The sequence below is a fragment of the Streptomyces sp. NPDC003943 genome, assembly GCF_053605265.1.
The window spans coordinates 21,352-43,215 of record NZ_JBSGIW010000072.1 but is presented as its reverse complement, the minus strand read 5'-3'; the positions used below and the strand labels follow the sequence as shown (position 1 = coordinate 43,215).

At 75.1% G+C, this 21,864-nt stretch carries 21 protein-coding genes and 2 pseudogenes; 13 read left to right on the top strand and 10 right to left on the bottom strand.

Annotated elements, in window-relative coordinates; all coding sequences use genetic code 11:
• Positions 1-445 (top strand): annotated as a pseudogene (locus tag ACWEV0_RS26130) (GntR family transcriptional regulator); the annotation flags it as partial.
• A 134-nt stretch (positions 446-579) separates the two neighbouring features.
• Here the strand turns inward: ACWEV0_RS26130 and ACWEV0_RS26125 are convergent.
• Together ACWEV0_RS26125 and ACWEV0_RS26120 are read right to left on the bottom strand one after the other, a co-directional pair.
• On the bottom strand, positions 580-2,112 hold the full coding sequence (locus ACWEV0_RS26125) for an amino acid permease (RefSeq protein WP_453151911.1): 1,533 nt from the start codon (positions 2,110-2,112) through the stop codon (positions 580-582).
• Between the two features lie 56 nt (positions 2,113-2,168).
• Positions 2,169-3,164 (bottom strand): hypothetical protein, encoded by a 996-nt coding sequence (locus ACWEV0_RS26120; RefSeq protein ID WP_453151910.1) that lies wholly within the window; start codon positions 3,162-3,164, stop codon positions 2,169-2,171.
• A gap of 346 nt (positions 3,165-3,510) precedes the next feature.
• On the opposite strand from ACWEV0_RS26120, the gene ACWEV0_RS26115 reads away from it, so the two are divergent.
• Genes ACWEV0_RS26115 through ACWEV0_RS26105 form a run of 3 tightly spaced genes read left to right on the top strand, consistent with a single transcriptional unit; the run spans position 3,511 to position 7,618 of the window.
• The gene (locus tag ACWEV0_RS26115; protein WP_453151909.1) at positions 3,511-4,968 is read left to right on the top strand and encodes an FGGY family carbohydrate kinase; all 1,458 of its coding nucleotides are present in this window, start codon (positions 3,511-3,513) and stop codon (positions 4,966-4,968) included.
• Positions 4,965-6,386: an FAD-dependent oxidoreductase gene (locus ACWEV0_RS26110; RefSeq protein ID WP_453151908.1), complete on the top strand. Its 1,422-nt coding sequence runs from the start codon at positions 4,965-4,967 to the stop codon at positions 6,384-6,386. Before ACWEV0_RS26115 ends, ACWEV0_RS26110 begins: the two co-directional genes overlap by 4 nt.
• Positions 6,383-7,618, top strand: a complete 1,236-nt coding sequence (locus ACWEV0_RS26105) for an FAD-dependent oxidoreductase (protein ID WP_453151907.1) — start codon at positions 6,383-6,385, stop codon at positions 7,616-7,618. Before ACWEV0_RS26110 ends, ACWEV0_RS26105 begins: the two co-directional genes overlap by 4 nt.
• Here the strand turns inward: ACWEV0_RS26105 and ACWEV0_RS26100 are convergent.
• The 4 genes and pseudogenes from ACWEV0_RS26100 to ACWEV0_RS26085 all read right to left on the bottom strand — a co-directional run.
• Positions 7,615-8,013: pseudogene (locus tag ACWEV0_RS26100) on the bottom strand (DUF4232 domain-containing protein); the annotation flags it as partial. The gene ACWEV0_RS26105 and the pseudogene ACWEV0_RS26100 overlap by 4 nt on opposite strands.
• Before the next feature lie 13 nt (positions 8,014-8,026).
• Entirely contained in the window at positions 8,027-8,224 is a 198-nt protein-coding gene (locus ACWEV0_RS26095; RefSeq protein WP_453151914.1) for a hypothetical protein, read from the bottom strand.
• A 307-nt stretch (positions 8,225-8,531) separates the two neighbouring features.
• Complete coding sequence (locus ACWEV0_RS26090) at positions 8,532-8,951, bottom strand: SRPBCC family protein (RefSeq protein WP_453151906.1); 420 nt, start codon at positions 8,949-8,951, stop codon at positions 8,532-8,534.
• Positions 8,948-9,316, bottom strand: coding sequence for an ArsR/SmtB family transcription factor (locus ACWEV0_RS26085; RefSeq protein ID WP_453151905.1), 369 nt, complete (start codon positions 9,314-9,316; stop codon positions 8,948-8,950). The genes ACWEV0_RS26090 and ACWEV0_RS26085 overlap by 4 nt, the downstream gene beginning before the upstream one ends.
• A 108-nt stretch (positions 9,317-9,424) precedes the next feature.
• On the opposite strand from ACWEV0_RS26085, the gene ACWEV0_RS26080 reads away from it, so the two are divergent.
• Positions 9,425-9,904, top strand: coding sequence for an NUDIX domain-containing protein (locus ACWEV0_RS26080; protein WP_453151904.1), 480 nt, complete (start codon positions 9,425-9,427; stop codon positions 9,902-9,904).
• A 63-nt stretch (positions 9,905-9,967) separates the two neighbouring features.
• Positions 9,968-10,213: a hypothetical protein gene (locus ACWEV0_RS26075; RefSeq protein WP_453151903.1), complete on the top strand. Its 246-nt coding sequence runs from the start codon at positions 9,968-9,970 to the stop codon at positions 10,211-10,213.
• Positions 10,214-10,328: 115 nt separating this feature from the next.
• On the opposite strand, the gene ACWEV0_RS26070 is transcribed toward ACWEV0_RS26075, so the two are convergent.
• Positions 10,329-12,260, bottom strand: coding sequence for an NAD-binding protein (locus ACWEV0_RS26070; RefSeq protein WP_453151913.1), 1,932 nt, complete (start codon positions 12,258-12,260; stop codon positions 10,329-10,331).
• 356 nt (positions 12,261-12,616) lie between these two features.
• On the opposite strand from ACWEV0_RS26070, the gene ACWEV0_RS26065 reads away from it, so the two are divergent.
• Both ACWEV0_RS26065 and ACWEV0_RS26060 read left to right on the top strand, forming a co-directional pair.
• Positions 12,617-13,891 (top strand): D-alanyl-D-alanine carboxypeptidase family protein, encoded by a 1,275-nt coding sequence (locus tag ACWEV0_RS26065; protein ID WP_453151902.1) that lies wholly within the window; start codon positions 12,617-12,619, stop codon positions 13,889-13,891.
• A gap of 111 nt (positions 13,892-14,002) precedes the next feature.
• Complete coding sequence (locus tag ACWEV0_RS26060; RefSeq protein ID WP_453151901.1) at positions 14,003-14,647, top strand: DUF6058 family natural product biosynthesis protein; 645 nt, start codon at positions 14,003-14,005, stop codon at positions 14,645-14,647.
• A gap of 56 nt (positions 14,648-14,703) precedes the next feature.
• Here the strand turns inward: ACWEV0_RS26060 and ACWEV0_RS26055 are convergent, their stop codons facing one another.
• Positions 14,704-15,051, bottom strand: coding sequence for a DUF3040 domain-containing protein (locus ACWEV0_RS26055; protein WP_453151900.1), 348 nt, complete (start codon positions 15,049-15,051; stop codon positions 14,704-14,706).
• Positions 15,052-15,082: 31 nt separating this feature from the next.
• Positions 15,083-15,337 (bottom strand): DUF5133 domain-containing protein, encoded by a 255-nt coding sequence (locus ACWEV0_RS26050; protein ID WP_453151899.1) that lies wholly within the window; start codon positions 15,335-15,337, stop codon positions 15,083-15,085.
• Positions 15,338-15,581: 244 nt separating this feature from the next.
• Here ACWEV0_RS26050 and ACWEV0_RS26045 point away from each other — a divergent pair, with 244 nt between their 5' ends.
• Positions 15,582-16,619 (top strand): SDR family oxidoreductase, encoded by a 1,038-nt coding sequence (locus tag ACWEV0_RS26045; RefSeq protein ID WP_453151898.1) that lies wholly within the window; start codon positions 15,582-15,584, stop codon positions 16,617-16,619.
• 105 nt (positions 16,620-16,724) lie between these two features.
• Here the strand turns inward: ACWEV0_RS26045 and ACWEV0_RS26040 are convergent, their stop codons facing one another.
• On the bottom strand, positions 16,725-17,573 hold the full coding sequence (locus ACWEV0_RS26040; RefSeq protein WP_453151897.1) for a glutathione S-transferase C-terminal domain-containing protein: 849 nt from the start codon (positions 17,571-17,573) through the stop codon (positions 16,725-16,727).
• 386 nt (positions 17,574-17,959) lie between these two features.
• On the opposite strand from ACWEV0_RS26040, the gene ACWEV0_RS26035 reads away from it, so the two are divergent.
• The 4 genes from ACWEV0_RS26035 to ACWEV0_RS26020 all read left to right on the top strand — a co-directional run bounded on the left by ACWEV0_RS26035 (position 17,960) and on the right by ACWEV0_RS26020 (position 21,841).
• Positions 17,960-18,418, top strand: a complete 459-nt coding sequence (locus ACWEV0_RS26035; protein WP_453151896.1) for an RrF2 family transcriptional regulator — start codon at positions 17,960-17,962, stop codon at positions 18,416-18,418.
• 229 nt (positions 18,419-18,647) lie between these two features.
• Positions 18,648-19,979 carry an acyl-CoA dehydrogenase gene (locus ACWEV0_RS26030; RefSeq protein ID WP_453151895.1) on the top strand — a complete coding sequence of 444 codons (1,332 nt, stop codon included), beginning with the start codon at positions 18,648-18,650 and terminating at the stop codon, positions 19,977-19,979.
• Between the two features lie 149 nt (positions 19,980-20,128).
• Positions 20,129-21,013, top strand: a complete 885-nt coding sequence (locus ACWEV0_RS26025) for a universal stress protein (protein ID WP_453151893.1) — start codon at positions 20,129-20,131, stop codon at positions 21,011-21,013.
• Positions 21,014-21,148: 135 nt separating this feature from the next.
• A complete protein-coding gene (locus tag ACWEV0_RS26020; RefSeq protein WP_453151892.1) occupies positions 21,149-21,841 on the top strand; it encodes a CAP domain-containing protein in 693 nt (230 codons plus the stop codon).
• Positions 21,842-21,864: the final 23 nt, after the last annotated feature.

The following is a 21,864-nucleotide window of genomic DNA, read 5'->3' as shown; positions in this document are numbered from 1 at the left end:
GCTGGCCTGGGAGGCGCCGCCCGCCGCACTCGCCGGGCGGCTGTGCCTCGCGCCCGGCGAGCCCACTCTCGTGCACCGCCACGCGGTGCTGACCCCGACGGGCACCTCGCTTCAGCGCTCGGTCTCGTGGTTCTCGCGGGCGGCGCTCATCGAGATCCCGCAGCTCGGCCGCTACCGGCGGAGCTCCGAGCGACACCGGCAGCCCGATCTGCGGCTGCTCTACCACTGGATGCACCAGGCGGGGCTGCGCACCACCCACCGTGAGTCGGTCGGCGTGCCGGCCCTGTCCGCGGCCCCGGACAGGGTGGCCGGGGGCGCGGCGGGCGGTGCTGCCCGGCTGAGCGTGCACCGGGTGGTGAGCGACCAGCACGGGCACGCCCTGGAGATCACCGACATCGACGTCGCGGCCCGTACCGGAGCCTGGACCTACGAGTTCGCGGGCTGACCCGGCACCCGCGCCGGCGCGGGCCTCCGCCAGGGCCCGCGGACCGGACACCCGGCCGGACACCCGGTCGGACGCCCGGCCGGACGCCCGGCCGACGGCCCGGACGCGCGGCCGGCCCCGCGTCCGTAACGCCGTCAGACGATTCCCTCGGCGATCTCCGCCTCCTCGCGCGCCGTGCCGTACGACTGCGGGGTGCCGTACGAGCGGCGCGCGACGTACCACCAGACGCTGGCCAGGACGAGGACCACGACGAGGGCGATCACCGCGTAGTTCATGGTGTCCACGGTGACCGGCGAGCGCTGGGGCAGGCAGAACAGCACGGTGACGAGGGCGACCCAGATCACCGCGATCCAGCCGATCGGGCGGCTCCAGCGGCCCAGGTTCCACGGACCGGGGACGAAGTCCTTGCCGGCGCGCAGGCGCAGCAGGATCGGGATGGCGTAGGCCGGCGTGATGCCGATGACGTTGATCGCGGTGACGGCACCGTACGCCGTGGCCGAGTAGAGCGAGGGCACGGCGAGCAGGCCCGCGACGACCACGGAGAGCCAGACGGCCGGCACCGGGGTGTGCGTGCTGCTGCTGACGCGACGCCAGATCGCCGAGCCCGGCAGGGCGTTGTCGCGGCTGAACGCGAAGACCATGCGGCTGGCGGCGGCGACCTCGGCGTTGCCGCAGAAGAGCTGGGCGACGATCACCACGAGCAGCAGGGCCTTGGCACCGCCCTCGCCGAGCGCGTCGAGGAAGATCTGGGCGGGCGGCACGCCGGTCGGGGTGTTCTGGGTGGCCGCGTAGTCCTTGATGGCGAAGGTGAGTCCGGCGAGCAGCGCGAAGCCGGCGATCCAGGAGGCCCAGATGGAGCGGACGATGCCCTTGGCGGCGGCCACGGAGGCGTTGGCGGTCTCCTCCGAGAGGTGGGCGGAGGCGTCGTAGCCGGAGAACGTGTACTGGGCGAGGAGCAGGCCGATCGCGGCCACGTAGAGCGGGTTGGCCCAGCCGGTGTCGTCGACGAACTTCGTGAAGACGAAGGTCGCGGACTGGTGGTGGTCGGGGACGAACGCGAGCGCGCCGACGATGAGGGCGACGCCGCCGAGGTGCCACCACACGCTGATCGAGTTGAGGACGCTGACCAGCCGGACGCCGTAGAGGTTGAGCACGGCGTGCACGAGGAGGATCACCAGGAAGGTGACGAAGGTGGACTCGGGGGTGGGGACGACGCCCCACTGGAGGTTGAGGAAGGCGCCGGTGAAGAGCGCGGCGCCGTAGTCGATGCCCGCGATGGCGCCGAGCAGACCGAGCAGGTTCAGCCACCCGGTGTACCAGCCCCAGCGGCGGCCGCCGAGCCGGTCGGCCATGTAGTAGAGCGCGCCGGACGTCGGGTAGGCGCTGGTGACCTCGGCCAGCGCGAGGCCGACGCAGAGCACGAACAGGCCGACGCCGGCCCAGCCCCACAGCATCACGGAGGGTCCACCGGTGCCCAGGCCGAAACCGTAGAGGGTCATGCAGCCGGAGAGCACGGAGATGACCGAGAAGCTGATGGCGAAGTTGCCGAAGCCGCCCATCCGGCGGGCCAGGACGGGCTGGTAGCCGAGCTCTCTGAGCCGGGCCTCCTCGTCCCGGTGGGCCGGTGGCGGCTTGCGTATCGCGTCGGTGGGAGCGGGGCGGGACATGCGTTCCTCCGGGGGAAGAGGGGGTTGGGGACGGGGGAGATGCGGTGGGGGGAGTGTCAGGGGCCGGTGCGGCCTTCGGAGGCACCCAGGCAGCGGGCCCGGGCGCGCAGGAAGACCTCTTCGCCGGGCCCGCGCTCGTCGGGCCGGTCGGTGCGGTACGACCAGGGCTGCGGGGTCCAGTACGGGCCGAGCGACTCGAACACGCGGGCCGCGTCGGGGAACCGCAGCGCTCCGTAGAGGGCGTGCGCCAGGTGGTTGAGGTCGAGGAGGCTGGCCTCCTCGGTGGCGCAGAAGAGGAACCAGGTGTCCATGGCCCGGCGGGTGTCGCGGACCGCGTCCTCGGTCACCCAGTGCAGGTCCAGGGCGCGTTCGTGGCCGCGTTCGCGGCGGTAGCGCTCGACCCGGACGTAGAGCGGCAGGGCGTGCAGGGCCGAGCCGACGGGGGCCATCGAGGCGGCCCACTGGGCGTAGTTGACGGCCTCGGAGAGCGGCCCGGAGCGGCGCGCGTACACGAACTGCAGCATCCGGTGGTGCGCCTCGCGGTTGTACGGGTCGCGCTTCTCGGCCTCGGCGAGCAGTCCCCAGGGGCCGGGCGGCAGCATCGGGGCGGGCGGGGAGAGGCGGTGCTCCTCCATGCGCTGCTGCGCGTCGAGTACGGAGAGGGCGAGGCGGCACACCCAGGGCACCGGGTCGGCGGGGGCGCGTTCGGCGGCGGCCAGGCAGGCGGTCCACGCCTCCTGCCACAGCTCGCGGGTGCGGGGGTGGGCGGTGCGGTGGGCGCGTACGGCCCGCTCGACGACGACGCGGGAGTGCATCACGGTCGCGGCGGCGGAGTCGGGCTGCTCGGCGCGCCAGGTCTCGACGACGTCGGTGCCGGCCGCGACGGCGGCGAGCACCTGGGTGCGACGGGTCCAGCCGGACCAGCCGGAGGTCTCGTCGAGTAATCGGGCCATGGCCACCCAGCGGCCCGTCCGCAGGTCCTGGACGGCGCCGCGCAGGGCGTGGTCGTGGCCCGCCGGGTGATAGACGGGCCGGAAGCCTTGCGCCGCCATCAGGCGGCGCGGCGGAAGGTGGGCGACATGGTTCCTCGTGGGGTCGGGGTCGGTGAAGGGGGTGGTCAGTCCCCTGGGAAGGAGGGCGTGTCCGTCCCGGCCGTTGAACGGCGATCACTATAAGGGTTGCCGGACGTGACCGATCCACTTTTCTCCGTGACCGTAACTAATCAGCCAGCGACCGGATTTGACTCGATGTCAGTGAAGCCGGTGAACCTGACGCCCTCGCGCCCGAAGTCTTGACGGAGCGTCCCGGCTGCATCAGGCTGACCGGTTCCACGATCAAGGAACCCGGGCGGTGCCCGGTGGAACAACGACGACAGATCGACGACAGGGAGTCGCACACATGACGGGCCCGGTACTCGCCGTCGACCAGGGCACGTCGGGCACCAAAGCGCTCGTCGTCTGTCCCGAACGCGGTGTCCTCGGCACCGGTTTCGCCCCGGTGCACCCGCGGGCCCTGCCCGGCGGGCTCGTCGAGGTCGACCCCCGTGAGCTGTACGACTCCGTGGTCGCGGCCGGGCGGGCGGCGCTCGCCGCGGCCGGGGAGCCCGCCGTCGCCGTGGGCCTGGCCAACCAGGGCGAGACGGTGCTCGCCTGGGACCAGGCGACCGGCGAACCGCTCGGCGACGCGCTGGTCTGGCAGGACCGCCGGGCGGCTTCCGTGTGCGAGGAACTCGCCGCTCACGCAGCGGAGTTGACACGGATCACCGGTCTGCCGCTCGATCCGTACTTCGCCGCTCCGAAGATGGCCTGGATCCGTCGCAGCCTCACGGGCGCGGGCGTGGTCACGACGAGCGACGCCTGGCTGGTGCACCGGCTCACGGGCGCCTTCGTCACCGACGCCGCCACGGCCGGCCGCACCGGACTGCTCGACCTGGACGCCGTCGCCTGGTCCGACACCGCGCTCGACGTCTACGGACTCGGCGCGGAGCGGCTGCCGCGCGTCGTCGACTGCGACACGCCCGTCGGCACCACCACCGCCTTCGGCCCGCCGCTCCCCCTCACCGGGCTCCTCGTCGACCAGCAGGCCGCCCTGCTCGCCCAGGACGTGACCGCGCCCGGCACCGCCAAGTGCACCTACGGCACCGGGGCGTTCCTGCTCGCCCAGACCGGGCCCGCACCGCGCCGCGGCGACTCCGGCCTGGTCGCCTGCGTCGCCTGGCGGCTCGCCGGGCGCACCAGCTACTGCCTGGACGGGCAGGTCTACACGGCCGCCTCCGCCGTCCGCTGGCTCACCGAGCTCGGGGTGATCACCGGCGCCCGGGACCTCGACCCGGTCGGCGGCGCCGTCCCCGACTCCGGCGGCGTCACCTTCGTCCCCGCCCTCGCCGGTCTCGCCGCCCCGTGGTGGCGCGGCGACGTCCGCGGCTCGCTCACCGGCCTCGGCCTCGACACCCGGCCCGGCCATCTGGTCCGTGCCCTCTGCGAGGGCATCGCCGCCCAGGTCGCGGAGCTGGCCACGGCCGCGGGCGGCGACCTCGGCACCCCGCTCAACACCCTGCGCGTCGACGGCGGCCTCACCCGCTCGGCCCTGCTCATGCAGACCCAGGCCGACCTCCTCCAGCGGCCCGTCGAGGTCTCCGCACTCCCCGACGCGACCGCGCTCGGCGTCGCGGCCGTCGCCCGCCTCGGCCACTCGCCCGGCCTCCCCGTCCACGAGGCCGTCCCGGAGTGGAAGCCGTCGGCGGTCTACGAGCCGCGGATCACCGCCGACGAGGCGGCGGACCGCCGGGGCAGGTTCCGCACGGCCGTGGCGGCGCTGCTCGCCGACGCCGGCCACCGCGAAGGACCAGCGGCATGACCGTCACCCGGCGCGGCATGCTGCCCGACGGGTCGGCGCCCGCAGCCGCGTACGACGTCACCGTCGTCGGCGCGGGCGTGGTGGGCTGCGCCATCGCCCGCGAGCTGGCCCGCCACTCGCTGCGGGTCGCGCTCGTGGAGGCGAGCGGGGACATCGGCGAGGGCAGTTCGAAGGCCAACACGGCCATCCTGCACACCGGTTTCGACGCGGTGCCCGGCTCCCTGGAGGCCCGCCTCGTCCGCGAGGGCGCCGGGCTGCTCGCCGCGTACGCCGAGGAGACCGGCATCCCCGTCGAACCCGTCGGCGCGCTGCTCGTCGCCTGGGACGAGGAACAGCTCGCCGCGCTGCCCCGCCTCGCCGACAAGGCCGTGCGCAACGGCCACCACGGCACCCGGCCGCTGACCGCCGCCGAACTGTACGCCCGCGAGCCCCACTTGGGGCCGGGAGCGCTCGGCGCGCTCGACGTGCCGGGCGAGGCGGTCGTCTGCCCGTGGACGACCCCGCTCGCGTACGCCACCCAGGCCGTGCGCTCCGGCGTCGACCTGCACCTGGAGTGCCCGGTGGAGAAGGTCCACCCGGGCGACGCCAGGACGCCGCACCGGCTGGTCACCCGGCGCGGGGTGCTGCGCACCCGCTTCCTGGTCAACGCCTGCGGGCTGCACGCGGACGCCTTCGACGCGCTGATGGGACGGTACGACTTCACGGTCACCCCGCGGCGCGGACAGCTCGTGGTCTTCGACAAGTTCGCGCGCGGCCTGGTCCGGCACATCCTGCTGCCGGTGCCGGGCGCGCTCGGCAAGGGCGTGCTCATCGCGCCGACCGTGTACGGCAACGTGCTGCTCGGGCCGACCGCCGAGGACCTGGACGACAGGACGGCGACCGGTTCGACCGCCGAAGGGCTCGCCTCGCTGCGCGCGCAGGGCGGCCGGATCCTGCCCGCGCTGCTCGACGAGGAGGTCACCGCCGTCTACGCGGGCCTGCGCGCCGCCACCGGCGCCGAGGACTACCGGATCGCCGCCCACCCCGAGCTGCGGTACGTGACCGTAGGCGGCATCCGCTCCACCGGCCTGACGGCCTCGATGGCCCTCGGCCGGCACACCGTGGAGCTGCTCGCCGGCGCGGGCCTGGAGCTCGGCGCCGAGCGGCCGCTCGCGCCCGTCCGGATGCCGAACCTCGGCGAGGCGTTCCCCAGGCCGTACCGGGACGCCGGGCTGATCGCCCGGGACCCCGCCTACGGCACCATCGTCTGCCACTGCGAGCGGGTGACCCGCGGCGAGATCCGCGACGCGCTCGCCTCCACCGTGCCGCCCGCGTCCCTGGACGGACTGCGGCGCCGCACCCGGGCCCGGGCGGGCCGCTGCCAGGGCTTCTCCTGCGGGGCGGCGGTACGCGCGCTGTTCGAGGAGGGCGTGCGGTGAACCGTACGGTGGACGTGGTGATCGTGGGCGCGGGCCCGGCGGGGCTCGCCGCGGCGGCCCGGCTCGCGGCGGCGGGCGCGGGCCGGGTGGAGGTCCTGGAGCGGGAGGCGGCACCCGGCGGGGTGCCCCGGCACTGCGCGCGCCCCGGCTTCGGCGCGTGGCCGGGGCCGGTCTACGCCCGCCGGGCGGTGCGTGCGGCGGTACGGGCCGGAGCTGTCGTACGGACCGGGGTGAGCGCGACCGGCTGGGCGGGCCCGCTCACGCTGGAGGTCACGGCGCCCACCGGACCGGAGCGGATCTCGGCCCGGGCGGTGCTCCTCGCCACGGGCGCGCGGGAGCGGCCGCGCAGCGCGCGCCTGGTGCCGGGATCCCGGCCCGCCGGGGTGCTGAGCACGGGCGAACTCCAGCAGTCCGTCGAGCTGTTCGGGCTGCGCGGCGAGCGCATCGGGCAGCGCGCGGTCGTCGTCGGCTCCGACCCGGTCGCCCGGCACGCGGTCCGTACCCTGCGCCGGGCCGGGGTGACGGTGGCGGCCGTCGTCGCGGACCGGCCCGGGGGCCCGCGGGTGCCGGGGACGCCCGTCCTGCAGGGGACGACGGTGGCCGAACTCGTGGGCCGCGGGCGGCTCGCGGGCGTCCGGGTGTGCGGCGCCGACGGCCGTACGGGGCTGCTGCGCTGCGACACGGTGGTGTTCACGGGCGACTGGCTGCCGGACCACGAACTGGCCCGGTCGGGCGGGGTCCCGCTGGACCGGGCCACCCGGGGCCCGTCCGTCGACTCCGCCTTCCGCACGCCGGTGCCGGGCGTCTTCGCGGCCGGCAATCTGCTCCGCGGCGTCGAACCGGCCACGGCGGCAGCGGCGGAGGGCCGCGCCGCGGCGGCGTCGGTCCTGGCGTATCTGGCGGGCGCGCCGTGGCCCCCGCCGGGTGTGCCGCTGGTGGCCGCGGGCGAGCTGCGCTGGCTGTCGCCGGGCCGGCTCACGGCACCGGCGTCGGCCGTTCCGGCGTTGCTGCTCCGCCCCGCGACCCGGCTGGTCCGGCCGGTACTGACCATCACCCAGGACGAGCGGGTGGTGGAGGAACGACGGCTGCCGGCCCTGCTGGTTCCGCACCGCTCGCTGCGGCACGCGGCCGGCTGGGCGGCGGACGTGGACCCGCGGGGCGGTCCGGTGACCGTGACCCTCCAGGGCCCTCGGAGGCGCGACCCCGGCCCTGATCCGCGGGTCAGGCCCTAGCCGGCTGCGACCGGTCCGATGGTCAGCGAGTGCACGGTCGGGCCCGCGCAGTGCTCCGTCTTCCACGGGACGAAGAGCGCGGCCTTCTGGTCCGGCGGGTAGATCCGCAGGCCCTCGGCGGGAGAGAGCTTGCACTGCGCCGGGTCGTAACCGCTGATGCCGTTCGCGTCGCGCAGCTTGGCGTTCGCCCGTCCGCCGGGCTTGAGGGTGACGGTGGTGACCGTCCCCGGCTCGCGCACGGCGGCGTTGCCGGACTGCACGCCGTTCTCCGCCACGTAGGACACGCCCGGGTAGCCGGTCATCGTGCACGTGACGGTGGATTTGTTGGTGAAGACCAGGGTCGCGTAGATCGAACCGGCGGCGGGTTCGGGGCTCGTGAGGGCGGCCGAGAGCTGGCTGCTCCTGCACTCATGGGGAGCGCTGCTCGGGTGGCTCGTGCGGGTGCTCCCGGACGAGGAGGGCGGGGCCTTCGGGGTCGACGGGGAGTGCGTGCTGCCGGACGGCGCGTTCGGCGCCGACGGAGTCGACGGGTTCGCGGGGGCCGACGTGGGCGACGGGGCCGACGGATTCGGGGCGGGGGCGCTCGGGGTGGAGGAGGACGAACAAGCCGTCAGCGCCAGCGCTGCGGCGGCGAGGGCGACGACCGGAAGCGCGGCCCTACCCGCCTTGGGACGTGGCGGCTTCGGGACGGCCGCGTCCCGTCCGCTCCGGGCCGGCCACGACGGCATCCCGCGTCGTCCGCGCCCACGCGGTTCCGCTTCGCCCGTCCCGGCGCTGCCGGGGTGGCTCGAACGTGCCTCGGTCATGCCCTCACGGTACGCCCGCGCGGGCACTCGGCACCAGAGCCCTGGGCTCGTCCGGGCCGGCGGTCCCGAAGCTCGCAGGACCGCCCCGACCAGGCGTCGTTGCCGTGCTAGACCGTCTCCTCCAGGAGACCGCCGAGGCGGTCGAGGACGTGCGGCCAGCCGTGGCCCATGCCCTCGAACGCCTGGCGGCCGAGCGGCGAGTCGAGGTCGAAGCCGGCGTGGGTGAGGAAGAGGCGGGTGCCCGTGCCCTCCGGTTCGAGGCGCCAGGTGATCGTGGTGTCGAGGGAGCCCTCGGCGAAGCGGTAGGCGAGCAGGCGCTCGGGGACGGCCTCGGTCACCTCGCAGGGCTGGCTGCCGAAGTTGCCCATGTCGAGGGTGAAGCGGTGGCCGACGACCGCCTTGACGTCCCCGGCTGCCCACCAGCGGGCGTGCAGCTCGGGGTCGGTGAGCGCGGCCCAGACGGCGGCCGGCGGGTGGGGCAGGAATCGGGCGAGGCGGATGGTGTCGCTCTCCGGCGTGTCGCTCACGTGTCGTTCTCCTCGTTCTTGTCGTGCTCGTCGTTCTCGTCGTGCTCCCTGTGCTGGTCCCGCTGCTCGTCGAGCAGGTCGGCCAGGGCGTCGAGGCGCTGCTTCCAGTAGTGCTCGAAGGGATGCAGCCACTCGCTCACCTCGGCGAGCGGGGCCGGCTTCAGGTGGTAGTAGCGGTGCCGGCCGCGCGGCTCCTCCTTCACCAGCCCGGCGGACTTGAGGACGGCCAGGTGCTCGGAGACCGCGGGCCGGCCGAGCGCGAACAGGCCGGCCAGCTCGCCGGTGGAGCGCGGTCCGTCCCGCAGCGTTTCGAGCAGTTTGCGGCGCACCGGATTGGCCAGCACGCCGAACACATCGGTGGGCATGCCGCCACCATACGTCGGAATTCTCCGACGCGTCAAAGATTTCCGACGGATCGGTCCGAGCGGTGAGCGGCGGGACGCGGCGGACCCCGGTCCGCCACACTGGGCCGTATGCCAAAGAAGCGCAGCGCCGGTCTCCTCCTCTTCCGCCGCACGGCGGACGGTGGCACGGAGGTCCTGATCGCCCACATGGGCGGCCCGTTCTGGGCCTCGCGGTCCGAGGCCGCCTGGTCGGTCCCCAAGGGCGAGTACGAGCCCGACGAGCCGCCCGAGGCCGCGGCGCGCCGGGAGTTCGAGGAGGAACTGGGGCTTCCGGCACCGGACGGGGAGTGGATCGCGCTCGGCGAGGCGCGGCAGCGCAACGGGAAGACCGTGACCGTCTGGGCCGTGCAGGCGGATCTCGACCCGGCGGCGGTCGTGCCGGGGACATTCACGATGGAGTGGCCGCGCGGTTCGGGCGTGCAGCGCGAGTTCCCGGAGATCGACCGGGTCGGCTGGTACGGACTCCCGGCGGCCGAACCCCTTCTGGTGGCGGGTCAGCGGGTCTTCCTGGCACGGCTCGCGGCGCACCTGGACGCCGCCGGGGCCTGATTGTCAGACCCGTACGAGAGGGTGGGACGCGTCAGTCTCGAACCAACCGACAGGGAGCCCGACATGACGACCCTCACCGGCCGCGAGCGCGCCGCCGCCCAGGCTTATCTGCGGCTGCTCGAATCCACTCAGGCCGTGCTCTCCGACCCGCGCCTCGAGCCGTACGCGGCGGCGATGCTCACCCATCCGATGGCGGAGGCCGACGCGGCGCTGCGAGAAGCGGGGCTTTCCGGGAACGAGGCACGACTGCTCGGCCTGGTGGCCGCTCTGCGGGCCTCCCCCGCGCCAGAACGGGGGAGGGCCGGGTGAGGAGGATCGTCGTCGGCTCGGGTCGCAGTGCTCTGAGCGTCAGTTCCTCGGTTCAACCGCTCGTTCTGCGTGAGCGGTTGTACGCCGGGGCGGGCCGCCGGCTGGCGGCCGCCGCTCAGCCGACGCTCTCCCCCACCGGCTCGGTGGGCTCGTCCTCCCCTGCCCGCCGCGGGTGGCGGCCGTGGAGTTCGGCCAGGCCGCGGCGGGTGGTGGCGAGGACGACGCGGTCGCCGGCGCCGAGGACCGTGCCGGCCGGGAGCTCCCAGGCCGGGACGTAGCCGGAGCGGTCGTGCGGGACGCCGGCGTCGCCGCGGGCGATGACGCGCCAGGCGCCCGGGCGGAACGCCTCGGTGACCGTGCGGCCGTTCAGGAGGGGGTGGTCGGCGACGTCGAGGGCGGCGAAGAGGAGCACCCGGCGCTCGACGGGGAGCGCGCCGAGGATCTGGCGGCCGATCATCGACCCGGCGAACGCGGGCGCCGCCAGGTGCGAGACGCTGCGGCTGCGGGTGACGGCGTGCGGGTAGGCGGTGCGCAGGGTGCGGTAGACGGCGGTGGCGAAGTCGTCGTCGTACAGCCGCAGCGCCACCCGCAGCTCGGGGCTGAGCGAGCGGGCGTGCAGCGCGGCCTCCAGGTTGGTGATGTCGACGCTGGTGAGGGCGAGCAGGGCACGGGCGCGGTGGATGCGGGCGGCCTCCAGGACGCCCTCCTCCGTGACGTCGCCGATGACGGTCGGCACCCGCAGCCGCCGGGCGAGCGCGAGGCCGCGGGCCTCGGGGTCGGCCTCGACGCACACCACGGGGATGTTCATGCGGCGCAGCCGGGCGAGGACGCGGGTGCCGACCTTCCCCAGGCCGAGGAGCACGACGTGCCCGGAGAGGCCGCGCGGCGGGCGGCGCAGCGTGGTCGCGCTGCGGAAGGTGCCGAAGGCCTCCAGGAGCGCGGCGATCACCACGGGCAGCAGGAGGAGTCCGACGAATCCGGCGAGGATCTGCAGCACCTGACGGCTGGTCGGCTCGCCGACGGCCGGGTCGCCGATGGCGAAGATGTCGAGCAGGATCAGATAGGCCGCGTGCAGCGGATGGTCGCCGGTGGTGAGCCAGGACGCCAGGGCGAGGCCGACCACGGCGGCCGCGACCCCGGCGAGCGACCAGCGCAGCCGCCGCGAGAACAGCGAGCCGACGGGCAGCGCGGAGGCACCGAGCCAGCCGGGGGTCTGCGCCGGTCCCTCGTACCGGACCGTCTCGAGCGCGACGATCCCCCGCCCGGTCGCGGCGGCCACCTCGGCGTCGCCGGGCAGCAGCCGCGGCCGCTGGTCGCCGCTGCGCTCGGAGCCCTCGCAGCCGGCCGGGTCGCCGGCGGTCGCGGAGAGCAGGGCGAGCGGGCACAGGCCAGGGTCGGCCACCTCGCCCGGCGCGGACGGAGTGCGGTCCACGGCGTGCAGCAGCAGACCGCCCGCCTGGATGACCTTCTTGCTGCCGGCGACGGCGGTGGCCGCGAGAGCGGGCGCGGCGGTGTCGGCGTCCGAGAGCACGGTCACGGCGGCGTCCAGCTTTCCGGGGTCGAGGCCCGGTTCGACGACGGCCGCGGCCTGGTCGAGGAGGGTGGCCAGGTGCTGGCCGAGCCTGCGGTTGTAGAGCCGGATGACCAGCCGGAGGCGCGGGTTGAGCCGGCGGGCGGCGAGCGCGGTACGGATGTTGCGCTCGTCGTCCTCGTGGACGAGGGCGAGCGCGGCGGCCCGCTCGACGCCCGCGTCGAGCAGCGTGGCGTCGTCGACCTCCGCGGTCTCGACGACCCGGACCGCCGGTCGGTCCTCGGCGCTCCCGGCCCCGGCCCCGGCCGCGGTCCCGGTGGTGCGGGTGACGGCGGCCGTCACCCGCCCGAAGAGCGCCATGGCCCGGCCGGTGCGCGGTGCGGGGCGCCCGGCGCGGTCGGTGCGCCCGGACCGCTCGCCGGGCGGCGGGACGAGCAGGGTGACCCGCTCCCCGTACATCTCGTGGAGTTCGGCCGAGAGCCGGTGGGCGAGGACGTCGTCGCCGCAGACGATCATGTGCTCGGACGGCGGCGGTGCGCCCGTCGGGGCAACGGGCCTGCTCTGGTACGGGAGTGAGGACACGTCACCAGGATGCCTTGCCGCACGGACAGCCGGGGCGGGCCGGGTGCCTCCCCGGGTGGCGAGGGCCGGCCGGGCGACGCGGAGGGCGGACTCACCGGGCTCGCCGCGCACCGACCTCATGGCAACCCGAAGCCGGCGCGGCGGCGCCCTGTGGCCACTGGGCACTGCCCCACCCTGCGCCCGGCGCCGACGTCATGGCGACCGGCGTCGCCGCCCCGCCGGCGTGACCGCCTACGCCGGTCGGCGCAGTCCGATCTGCGCGGCGCGGGCGGCGTTCCTACGGTGGCTGAATGATCGTCATGCCAGCTCTCCGCCATGCCGCCGCCGGTGCCGCGGCGTTGCTGCTCGCCCTGCCGGTCCCGGCGGCGTCGGCCGCCGCCGTCGCGGAGCCCACCCCGCCCGCGCGCCCGTTCGTCGATCCCGCCCGGCTGGACCGCTCCGGCACACAGGTGCAGCCGCTGCGCGGCGCCCCGGAGCTGCCGTCCGTGTCCGCCTTGTCCTGGCTGGTGGCCGACGCGGGGACGGGCGAGGTGCTCGCGGCGCGCAACGCGCACCGGCCGCTGCCGCCGGCCAGCACCCTGAAGACGCTGTTCGCGCTCACGGCGCTGCCCCATCACGCGCCGGACGAGCGCCACACCGTCCGCGACGAGGAGCTGGAGGGCATCGGCGAGGGCAGCAGCATGGTGGGCGTGAAGGAGGGCTTCACCTACAAGGTGTCGGACCTGTGGAACGGGGTCTTCCTCAGCTCGGGCAACGACGCCGTGCACGTGCTCGCCGCCATGAACGGCGGCTGGAAGTCGATGTCGAAGCAGATGCAGGAGAAGGCCCGCTCGCTCGGCGCCCGGGACACCCGGGTGGTCTCGCCGGACGGCTACGACGCGCCGGGCCAGGTGTCCTCCGCGTACGACCTGGCGGTGTTCGGGCGCGCGGGGCTCCAGGACCCGCAGTTCACCCGCTACTGCTCGACCGCGTACGCCGACTTCCCGGCCGGCGGGTGGTCGTACGGCATCGCCAACACCAACCGGCTGCTCACGGGCGCGGACGGGGTGGCGCGCTACCCCGGGCTCATCGGCGTGAAGAACGGCTACACGAGCAACGCGGGGAACACCCTGGTCGCCGCTGCCAAGCGCGGCGGGCGGACTCTGGTGGTGTCGGTGATGAACCCCCAGGGCGGCGGGTTCTCCGTGTACGAGGAGGCGCGGGAGCTGCTCGACTGGGGCTTCGACGCGTGGGGCCGGGTGCAGCCGGTGGGCTCCCTGAAGCCCGCGGAGGACCTGCGCAAGGCACGCGGCACGGCCCCCGCGCCCGAGTCGGTGCGGGCCCAGGCACAGGCCCGGGCGCAGACCCAGGCGCAGGCCCAGGCCCAGGCCCAGGCCCAGGCGAAGGCGGGCCCCGAGACCGGTGCCGGCGTACAGGCCGCGGCGGCGGCCGGCGGCCACGGCGCCGCCAAGAACGCCGCCCCGTCCGGCGGCACCTCCGGACTGCCGCTCGCTCTGGTGGGCTCGGCGCTCGGCGCGGCGCTCTCGCTGTGGCTGTGGCGCCGCTTCGGCGCCCGCGGCAACTGACGCGCAGGGCCAGGGCGCGCACGGTTCGGCGGGCGCCGAAACGCGGGGCGCCTAGCGTCGTCCGGACGCCGCCCGGGAGGTGCCGGGGCGGTCTGCCGGAAGGAACGGGCGATGCGGACGGGCAGGACGACGGACAGGACGAGGGAGGAGACGTACGCGGCGGAGGGGGCGTACGTGGCGGAGGTCGCGCGGCGGTTTCGCGAGGTGAACGGCGAGCATCCGATGACGGCCGAGGACGACGCGTACGTGAGCGCGCAGTTCACGCCCCTGGAGACGCTGTGCGACGCGCTCGGCCGGGACGCGGCCGAGGCCAGGCGGCAGATGCTGGCGGGGCTGCTGCCGCTGCCCGGGTATCTGCGTTCGGACGGCGCGCAGATGGTCCCGCGCGATCTCTTCGCGCTCGCCGACGCGGCGGGCGGGCCGGAGCGGCTGCGCGACTGGTTCACGGCGCACTGGGCGGATCCGGTGGCGGGCGCGGCCGAATGGGAGGCGTATCGGAGCGGGCAGTACGTGTGTCTGCACCGGGTCGCGCCGGACACCATCATGCGCAAGGAGGAGCTGACGGCCGCGATCACGGACGCCGTCCGTTCGCCGCGGCCGGAGTCCCCGCTGTGGTCGGCCGCGCTGCACGCCCTGGTGGACGAGCTGGACGCGCTGGAACCCGCCTTCGCGCCCTACGACCGGCTCCGTTTCGGCGGGCCGACCTCCCGGGACACCTGCGTCGACGCCGTACGGGACCGCTTCCCACGCCCGTGACGGACCGGCAGGGGACGGACCGGCCCGTGGCGAAGTGGCTCTGGCGGAGCGGCCGTTCAGGTGGGGTCCTTCTGCTCGGGGCAGGGGCGTTCGTCACCCGTAAGATGGCGGCGCGACCAGCGGAGCAGCAGCCGCAGCAGGCACGCCAGCGTGAGCACCCAGACAACGGCGAAGCCCCACATGAGCACCGGGGTGCCGGTGGCGACGGCCGCTACGAAGAGGACGACCGACGCCGCGCCGAAAACGGCGGCGGCCGGGCCCACGAGCCGGGCGGTGCGGAACCGGACCCGCAGCCGGCGGGTGCCGACGGCCCGGGCGAAGGAGGCGTCCGTGCCCAGGTCCTGTTCGATCTCGTCGAGGATCCGCCGCTCGCGCGGCGAGAGCCGTGAACCCGGTCCGTCCATCGTCGGCACCTCCCGCCCGTGCCCGTTCGAGCTAGTCGGCGGTTACCCCGCTCACGCTCGTCGAACCGCACACGCCGAGGCCGGGCGCGGTCTCCGCCACGTAGCGCTCGGCGGCGTGGACCGCCTGGCGTGCGCTGCGCTCTCCCATCAGGACGCACAGGGTGTACGCGGTGTCCTCGAACCGCCGCCGGGCGGCCAGGTCGTAGGGCGTGGTCAGGACCAGCCGCTCCTGGGCGCGGAAGGTGCGCAGCAGGCGGTCGATCGTGGTTCTGTCGGGGAGCAGCATTCGGTCCTCCGGTCCTTCTGAGACGGCCGTACGATCACGCGGTCGTGCGGTCACACAGTCACGCGGTCACGCGGTCGTGCGGCCGCGCGCTGATGCGGCCGTACGGCCCACTGGTCCCCCGGCCCGTCCATCGTGGGGTCAGCCGCTCACGCGCGCGACCGATGGCGTCACGATGTGTCACCGGTGACGCACCGGCGGGTTTCCCCCGCATGCGCGGGCGCCCACGATGGCGGAAGGTCGAGACATGAACTCGAGCGAGCGACTGCGCGTGGTGGTCACCGGCGCCACCGGGAACGTCGGGACGAGTCTGCTGCGGGCCCTGGAACGGGAGCCGCGGGTCGCGTCCGTCCTCGGCCTGGCCCGCCGCCGGCCCCAGCTGGAGCTGGAGCGTACCGAGTGGGCGGAGGTGGACCTGTCCCAGGACGGGGACGCGCCCCGGCTCGCCCAGTACGTGGCGGACGCGGACGCCGTGGTCCACCTGGCCTGGCGTTTCCAGCCGACGCACGACCCGGTGGAGACCTGGCGGGCCAACGTGCTCGGCTCGGTACGGGTCTTCGACGCGGTCGCCGCCGCGCGCGTCCCGGTCCTGGTGCACGCCTCCTCGATCGGCGCCTACTCCCCCGGTCCCGAGAGCGGCGCGCCGGTGTCCGAGGAGTGGCCGACGCACGGCTGGCCGGGGGCCGCGTACACCCGGGAGAAGGCGTATCTGGAGCGGGTCCTGGACACCTTCGAACGCGACCATCCGCAGACGCGGGTGGTGCGGATGCGGCCCTGCTTCCTGTTCAAGGAGGAGTCGGCGAGCGAGCAGCGGAGGATCTTCGCCGGGCGGTGGCTGCCGGGGCAGCTGTTCCGGCCGGAGTTCGTTCCGTTCGTGCCGGAACTGTCCGGCCTGAGCTTCCAGGCCCTGCACACCGACGACGCCGCCGACGCCTACCGGCGGGCGCTGCTGCGGGACGTGCGGGGCCCGTTCAATCTCGCGGCCGAGCCGGTCGTGGACGTGGAGGTGCTCGCCGGGATGCTCGGCGCGCGGCCGGTGAAGGTACCGAACGCGGCGGTCCGCGGCGTCCTTTCGGCGGCCTGGCGGATGCGCCTGGCGCCCGCCTCGCCCGATCTCTTCGACGCGGTGCTGCGGCTGCCGCTGCTCGCCACCGACCGGGCGCGGCACGAGCTGGGCTGGGAGCCGTCCAGGACCTCGGTCGAGGCCCTGGAGGCCTTTCTGCGCGGCGCCCGCACGGGCGGCGGCGACGCCACCGAACCACTGGCAGGCCGTGCCTTCGGCTGACCGGCCGCAGCTCCGGCCGACCGGCCGGAGGCGGGGCCCCGCTGATCACGCGCCGGGACCTGCGGCGGAAGCCGGGCCCCGCATCCGGCCCCGTCCCGATCCCGCTCAGCCCCGCGCGGCGTCCCAGTCCACGATGCGCATCGCGGCTCCCGCCGCCTCCTGTCCGCGGCAGTGGGCCCGGTGCCGGGCGAGCAGCCCCTCCACGTCGAGGTGCCGCCCGAACTCCGGCCGGGCGGCGAGCCGCCCCGCGTAGGCCCACAGGGCGGTGTGCCCGGCGACCCGTTCCATGGCGGCGGCGTCGAGGTGCCAGCGGTGCACGGTGTCGAGCTGCACGAGCGTGACCCAGACGGTGACGTCGGCGGCGGTGGGCGTGTCGCCGAGGACGTACGGGTGGCGGGCGAGGCGCCGTTCGAGTGAGCCGAGCGCGGCGAACAGCACGGTGAGCGGATCACGGTGGGCCGCCGTGTCGTCGAGGCCGAGTTCCCCGGCGCGCTGGGCCGCGGCCTGCACGCTGTGCTCGCACAGGTCGGCCACGGCCCGGATCTCGTCCTGCCGCTCCTCGGGCAGCAGTTCGGGGCCTTCGCCGCGGAAGCGCAGGGCGAGGTCGCGCAGGATGTCGGGCACGTGGGTGGACACGATCCTTCCGGTCCAGCCGTCGCTGAGCACGGGCGCGGCCGCGGGGCCGGTGTAGAGGTGCGCGCTGGCCTCGTACAGGGGCCGCAGCACGCCGTACCCGCCGTCGGCCGTGTCGGGGCGCGCGGGCAGCACGGTCAGAGGGAGCACCTCGTCGAGGCCGAGGAGCGCGTGGGTCACGGCGACGCCCAGACAGTCGGGGTCGGCGGCGGCGAGGTGGAGCCGGTAGCGGTGCGGCACGGCGTAGTGGCCGCTGCGCATGTCGCGGCCGATGCGGCCCCGGAAGGCGGGGGCGGCGGTGATGACGGGGACGACGGACATGGTTCTCCCTGGGTGCTCGGTGCTGGGTCGCGGTGCGCACGACGGCGAAGGGCGTCGGCGCGTGCCGGGAGGCAGCAGAGGTACGGGAAGGGGGTGCCGGTGGGCGGGGGAAGGCGAGGGCGCGGGAAGGCGCGGGCGCGGGGGTGACGGCGCGGGGGTGACGGCGCGGGCGCTGTCTAAGCCTGGGCGCAGACCCGCAGCAGGTCGATGTGACGGCGGGAGGTCAGGACCAGGGGGCGCGGCGGCCGGACGACGGATGCCGTGTCCGGTGCGGGCCTGGCGCTCATGATTCCCTACCTGTTCGCTCGGATTCCCGTCTTCGAGTGTGGGAGCGGTCGCTGCACTCGTCAAGGGTGCGGAACGGATCGGCTAGGCATAATGCGCGTATGCGCATTTCAGCCAGGGCCGACTACGCGGTGCGCGCCGCGCTCCAGCTCGCCGCGGCCCGGGACGCGGGGCCGGTGAAGGCGGAGGCCATCGCCGAGAACCAGGGGATCTCGCACAAGTTCCTCGAGGGCATCCTCGGCGACATGCGCAAGGGCGGTCTGGTGCAGAGCCAGCGCGGCGGCAACGGCGGCTACTGGCTGGCCAAGCCGGCCGCGGAGATCTCGGTCGCGGATGTGATCCGGTGCGTGGAGGGGCCGCTGGTGTCGGTGCGCGGGGTGCGGCCGCCGGAGCTTTCGTACACCGGTCCGGCCGAGTCGTTGCTGACCTTGTGGGTCGCGCTGCGGGCGAACGTCCGCCAGGTCCTCGAAGGGGTCTCGCTGGCCGAGATCGCCGCGGCGAAGCTGCCGCCGGAGGTCGTCGCGCTCGCGGAGGCCCCGGACGCCTGGACCAACCCCTGACGCACCACCGGCCCACCCCTTCACCCCTGCCCCACGCTTGAACCGGCCCTGACCCGCCCGCAATCGACGCCTGACCGCCAAGTCCCGGGGAATTCCCAGGTCGCGAGCGACCTGTCCATCTACCGAGACCCTGGTGTCCGTGATGCGGACGGGTCTTGGGGGTCACGACGCCCCTCTGTCACTATCCCTACTAATCCAGTGGGAATACAAGGGGATCCGGTGAGGTGACGTGAGAACGCCGAAGAAGTCCACGCGACGAACCGCCTCCGCGCCGCTCGACCGCCCCGGCGACGACGCCATCTGGCCCCGTGTCACCCGCGAGCTGGCCGACGACCTCGCCGTCGACGCGCTCGTCCGCGACCGGGCCGGCAAGGCGCCGTTCGACGAGGTGGCCCGGCTCCAGGAGGCGGGTCTGCCGGCCCTGCTCACCGCGCCGGGGCCCAGCGGGCGCGGCGCGGAGTGGCACACCGCGTGCGGAGTGGTCAGGGAGATCTCGGCAGCGGACGGCTCGATAGGCGAACTCCTCGCCCACCATTGCGTCCTGTCCTGGACCTCTCGCCTCCTCGGCTCCGGTGCCGGGGCCGGCTCCGGCGGCGGGTCCGGGTACGCGTCCGGGTCCGGGTCCGGCTCTCCGGACCTCCTGGCCAGCACCGTCGACGAGGGCTGGCTGCTCGCCGGGGCCGTCGAACCCGCTCCCGACGGGCTCGACCTGACCCCGGTCGGCGGCGGCGCCTACGTCCTCGACGGACGGCGCTCGTTCGCCTCCGGAGTGACGGTCGCCGACCGGCTCGTCGTCGGGGCGCGGTGTACGGAGACGGGTGACCTGCTGCTCGTCCTGGTGGACCCGGCGCACCCTTCCGTGTTCACGGAGCCGTACGCCGAACGGGTGGGCCAGCGCCTCGCCGGAGCCGGCACCGTCACCTTCGACCGGGTGCCGGTCGAGGCCGCCGACGTGCTCGGCGCGCTCCCCCACGACGAGCACGCCGTCGCGCCGTACTCCACGCTCGCCCCGCTCGCCCTGCGACTGCTCCTGGTGCACGTCGGGCTCGGGGTCGCCGAGGGGGCGCTCGCCGAGGCGCGGGACATCAGCCGCGCCAGCCAGGCCGGACCGGTGACCGCCTCCGCCGGGCAACCGGGCGGGTCCGTCGAGCCGGGGCCCGCGGACGATCCGTACCTCCTGCTCGCGTACGGGGAGTTGGCCACGGCCGCGCACACCGCCGCCGCGGTGGTGGAACGGGCCACCGACGCCTTCGCGCACGGGCTGCTCGCCGAGCGGGAGCTCGGCGTCGAGGAGCGGGCCGACATCGCCGTCCTCGTCGCGGCGGCCGAGACGGTCGCCAACCGGGCGGCCATGGACATCACCACCCGCATCCTGGAACTCGTCGACCAGGCGCCGCGGAACGCGACCGGCGCCGAACCGCACGGCAGCGGTCCCGGCTTCGACCGCTTCTGGCGCAACGTCCGCGCGCTCACCGCCCCGGTCTCCCCGGACCACCGGCTGCGCGACATCGGCGACCACTACCTGCACGGCACCCACGCCCGGCTCACTCTCCTGGCGTAGCCGGCGGCCAGGCGGTTGCGGGACGGAGGCCGGATGTCTCGGCACGTCGGGACCTCCGGCCCTCCCCCGCGGCGGCCGATGGGCCCAAGCTGGAGACGGACGGGACCGCAGCCCGGCGGGCCCGACGCCGAACCGACGGAGGCAGCCTGATGAGTCGTGAGATCGTCGCGGGAGTGGACGGTTCCGCCGAGAGTCTCGCCGCGGCGGACTGGGCCGCGCGTGAGGCGGCGCACCGGGGTCTGCCGCTGCGTCTGGTGCACGCCTGGCGCTGGGAACCACTGGCCCTGCCGCTCGACCAGGACCCGACCGCGCAGCAGCAGGTGGCGCGTGAGGTGCTGCGCGGAGCCGAGGCGGCCGTCGCGGAGCGCCACCCGGGGCTTCCGCTGTCCGCCCAGGTCATCGGCGACACACCGGTGGCCGCGCTGCTCGGCACGGTCGACGAGGCCGAGCTGCTCGTGATCGGCTCCCGCGGCCACGGCGCGCTCACCGGCTTCCTGCTCGGCTCGTACGGACAGCAGATCATCGCCGCCTCCCCGGTGCCGGTGGTCGCCGTCCGCTCCCGCGACGGCGAGACGGCCACCGACGGGAAAACGCCCGGGGAGATCGTGGTCGGCCAGGACGGCAGCCCCGAGGACAGCGCGCCCGTGCTCGGGTTCGCCTTCGAGACGGCGGCTGCGCACGGGGCCTCGGTACGGGCGGTGCGGGCATGGAGTCTGCCGCCGCTGATCGCGTACAGCCCGAGTTCGCTCGCGCTCGCCGACGAGGCCGGCGGGCTCGTACCGTACGAGGAGAAGGCGCTGCGCGAGGCCCTGACGCCGTGGCGGGAGCGCTTCCCGGACGTACCGGTGACCGAGCACGTGGAGCTGGGCAGCGCCGGGCAGGTGCTGCTCTCGCAGTCCGGTTCCGCCCGGCTGCTCGTGGTGGGGCGGCGGGCGCGGCGCGGGGCGCTCGGGCAGCGGATCGGCTCGGTGGCGCACGCGGCGCTGCACCTGGCGCCGTGCCCGGTCGCCGTCGTGCCGCACGAGGAGTCCTGACGCCCGGGTTCGGCGCGCGGGATTGACGCTTGCGGTTGACGAACGGTGTCGGGTCCGGCGGAGCAGGAAAGTGATATCGCCGTCTGATCGGTCCGATCCCTCGACAGCGGGATCCGACACCGGGAACGGAGCTCCATGCGGCACGACGCGTACGACCCCGACGACACCTCGCTCCCCCGGAAGCGGGCCGGGCTGACCGGGCGCGGCCGGCACCGTCGGCGGAGGGGACTGCGCCGCCCGTCGTTCCGTACGACGGTGGCGACGGCAGGGTCGCTGGCGGCGGCGGTGACCGTGGCGACCGGGGTGTACGTGATGACGCTCGGGTCCCCGGCGGACGCGGGCGCGGCCCCGGCACCGCCGCTCTCCTCGGCTCCGCAGGTGTCGGTCGTCCGGCCGGTCGTCGCCTGGGTCTCCGCGCCGGAAGCGGCCGCCGCCGGGAGCGCCGCGCAGTACGTCTCCCAGGTGGTCACCCTGGCCAACCGCGAGCGGCAGAAGGCGGGTTGCGAGCCGTTGCGCGACGACCCGAAGCTGCGGGAGGCGGCGCAGGAGCACGCGGACGACATGGCGGAGCGCGGCTACTACGCCCATGAAAGCCCGGACGGGCGGAACGCGGGCCAGCGGATCACCGCCGCCCACTACGACTGGGATTCCTGGGGCGAGAACATCCACCGCGGTCCGCACACACCGGCGCAGGCGGTGGACGACTGGATGAAGAGCGAGGGGCACCGCAAGAACATCCTCAACTGCGCGTTCAAGGACGTCGGCGTGGGCGTCAACCTGGCCGCCAACGGCCCGTGGTGGGTCCAGGACTTCGCCACCGGCCGGTGACGGGCGGCCGGTGGTCGGTGGCT

What these genes read in the sequence shown, in the direction of transcription:
- ACWEV0_RS26055 (WP_453151900.1), bottom strand. Translation starts at nt 15,051, where the DNA reads ATGGACGGACCGGGTTCACGGCTCTCGCCGCGCGAGCGGCGGATCCTC.
- ACWEV0_RS26025 (WP_453151893.1), top strand. Translation starts at nt 20,129, where the DNA reads ATGAGTCGTGAGATCGTCGCGGGAGTGGACGGTTCCGCCGAGAGTCTC.
- ACWEV0_RS26050 (WP_453151899.1), bottom strand. Translation starts at nt 15,337, where the DNA reads ATGCTGCTCCCCGACAGAACCACGATCGACCGCCTGCTGCGCACCTTC.
- ACWEV0_RS26035 (WP_453151896.1), top strand. Translation starts at nt 17,960, where the DNA reads ATGCGCATTTCAGCCAGGGCCGACTACGCGGTGCGCGCCGCGCTCCAG.
- ACWEV0_RS26020 (WP_453151892.1), top strand. Translation starts at nt 21,149, where the DNA reads ATGCGGCACGACGCGTACGACCCCGACGACACCTCGCTCCCCCGGAAG.
- ACWEV0_RS26125 (WP_453151911.1), bottom strand. Translation starts at nt 2,112, where the DNA reads ATGTCCCGCCCCGCTCCCACCGACGCGATACGCAAGCCGCCACCGGCC.
- ACWEV0_RS26060 (WP_453151901.1), top strand. Translation starts at nt 14,003, where the DNA reads ATGCGGACGGGCAGGACGACGGACAGGACGAGGGAGGAGACGTACGCG.
- ACWEV0_RS26110 (WP_453151908.1), top strand. Translation starts at nt 4,965, where the DNA reads ATGACCGTCACCCGGCGCGGCATGCTGCCCGACGGGTCGGCGCCCGCA.
- ACWEV0_RS26040 (WP_453151897.1), bottom strand. Translation starts at nt 17,573, where the DNA reads ATGTCCGTCGTCCCCGTCATCACCGCCGCCCCCGCCTTCCGGGGCCGC.
- ACWEV0_RS26065 (WP_453151902.1), top strand. Translation starts at nt 12,617, where the DNA reads ATGATCGTCATGCCAGCTCTCCGCCATGCCGCCGCCGGTGCCGCGGCG.
- ACWEV0_RS26045 (WP_453151898.1), top strand. Translation starts at nt 15,582, where the DNA reads ATGAACTCGAGCGAGCGACTGCGCGTGGTGGTCACCGGCGCCACCGGG.
- ACWEV0_RS26080 (WP_453151904.1), top strand. Translation starts at nt 9,425, where the DNA reads ATGCCAAAGAAGCGCAGCGCCGGTCTCCTCCTCTTCCGCCGCACGGCG.
- ACWEV0_RS26115 (WP_453151909.1), top strand. Translation starts at nt 3,511, where the DNA reads ATGACGGGCCCGGTACTCGCCGTCGACCAGGGCACGTCGGGCACCAAA.
- ACWEV0_RS26070 (WP_453151913.1), bottom strand. Translation starts at nt 12,260, where the DNA reads ATGATCGTCTGCGGCGACGACGTCCTCGCCCACCGGCTCTCGGCCGAA.
- ACWEV0_RS26075 (WP_453151903.1), top strand. Translation starts at nt 9,968, where the DNA reads ATGACGACCCTCACCGGCCGCGAGCGCGCCGCCGCCCAGGCTTATCTG.
- ACWEV0_RS26120 (WP_453151910.1), bottom strand. Translation starts at nt 3,164, where the DNA reads ATGGCGGCGCAAGGCTTCCGGCCCGTCTATCACCCGGCGGGCCACGAC.
- ACWEV0_RS26085 (WP_453151905.1), bottom strand. Translation starts at nt 9,316, where the DNA reads ATGCCCACCGATGTGTTCGGCGTGCTGGCCAATCCGGTGCGCCGCAAA.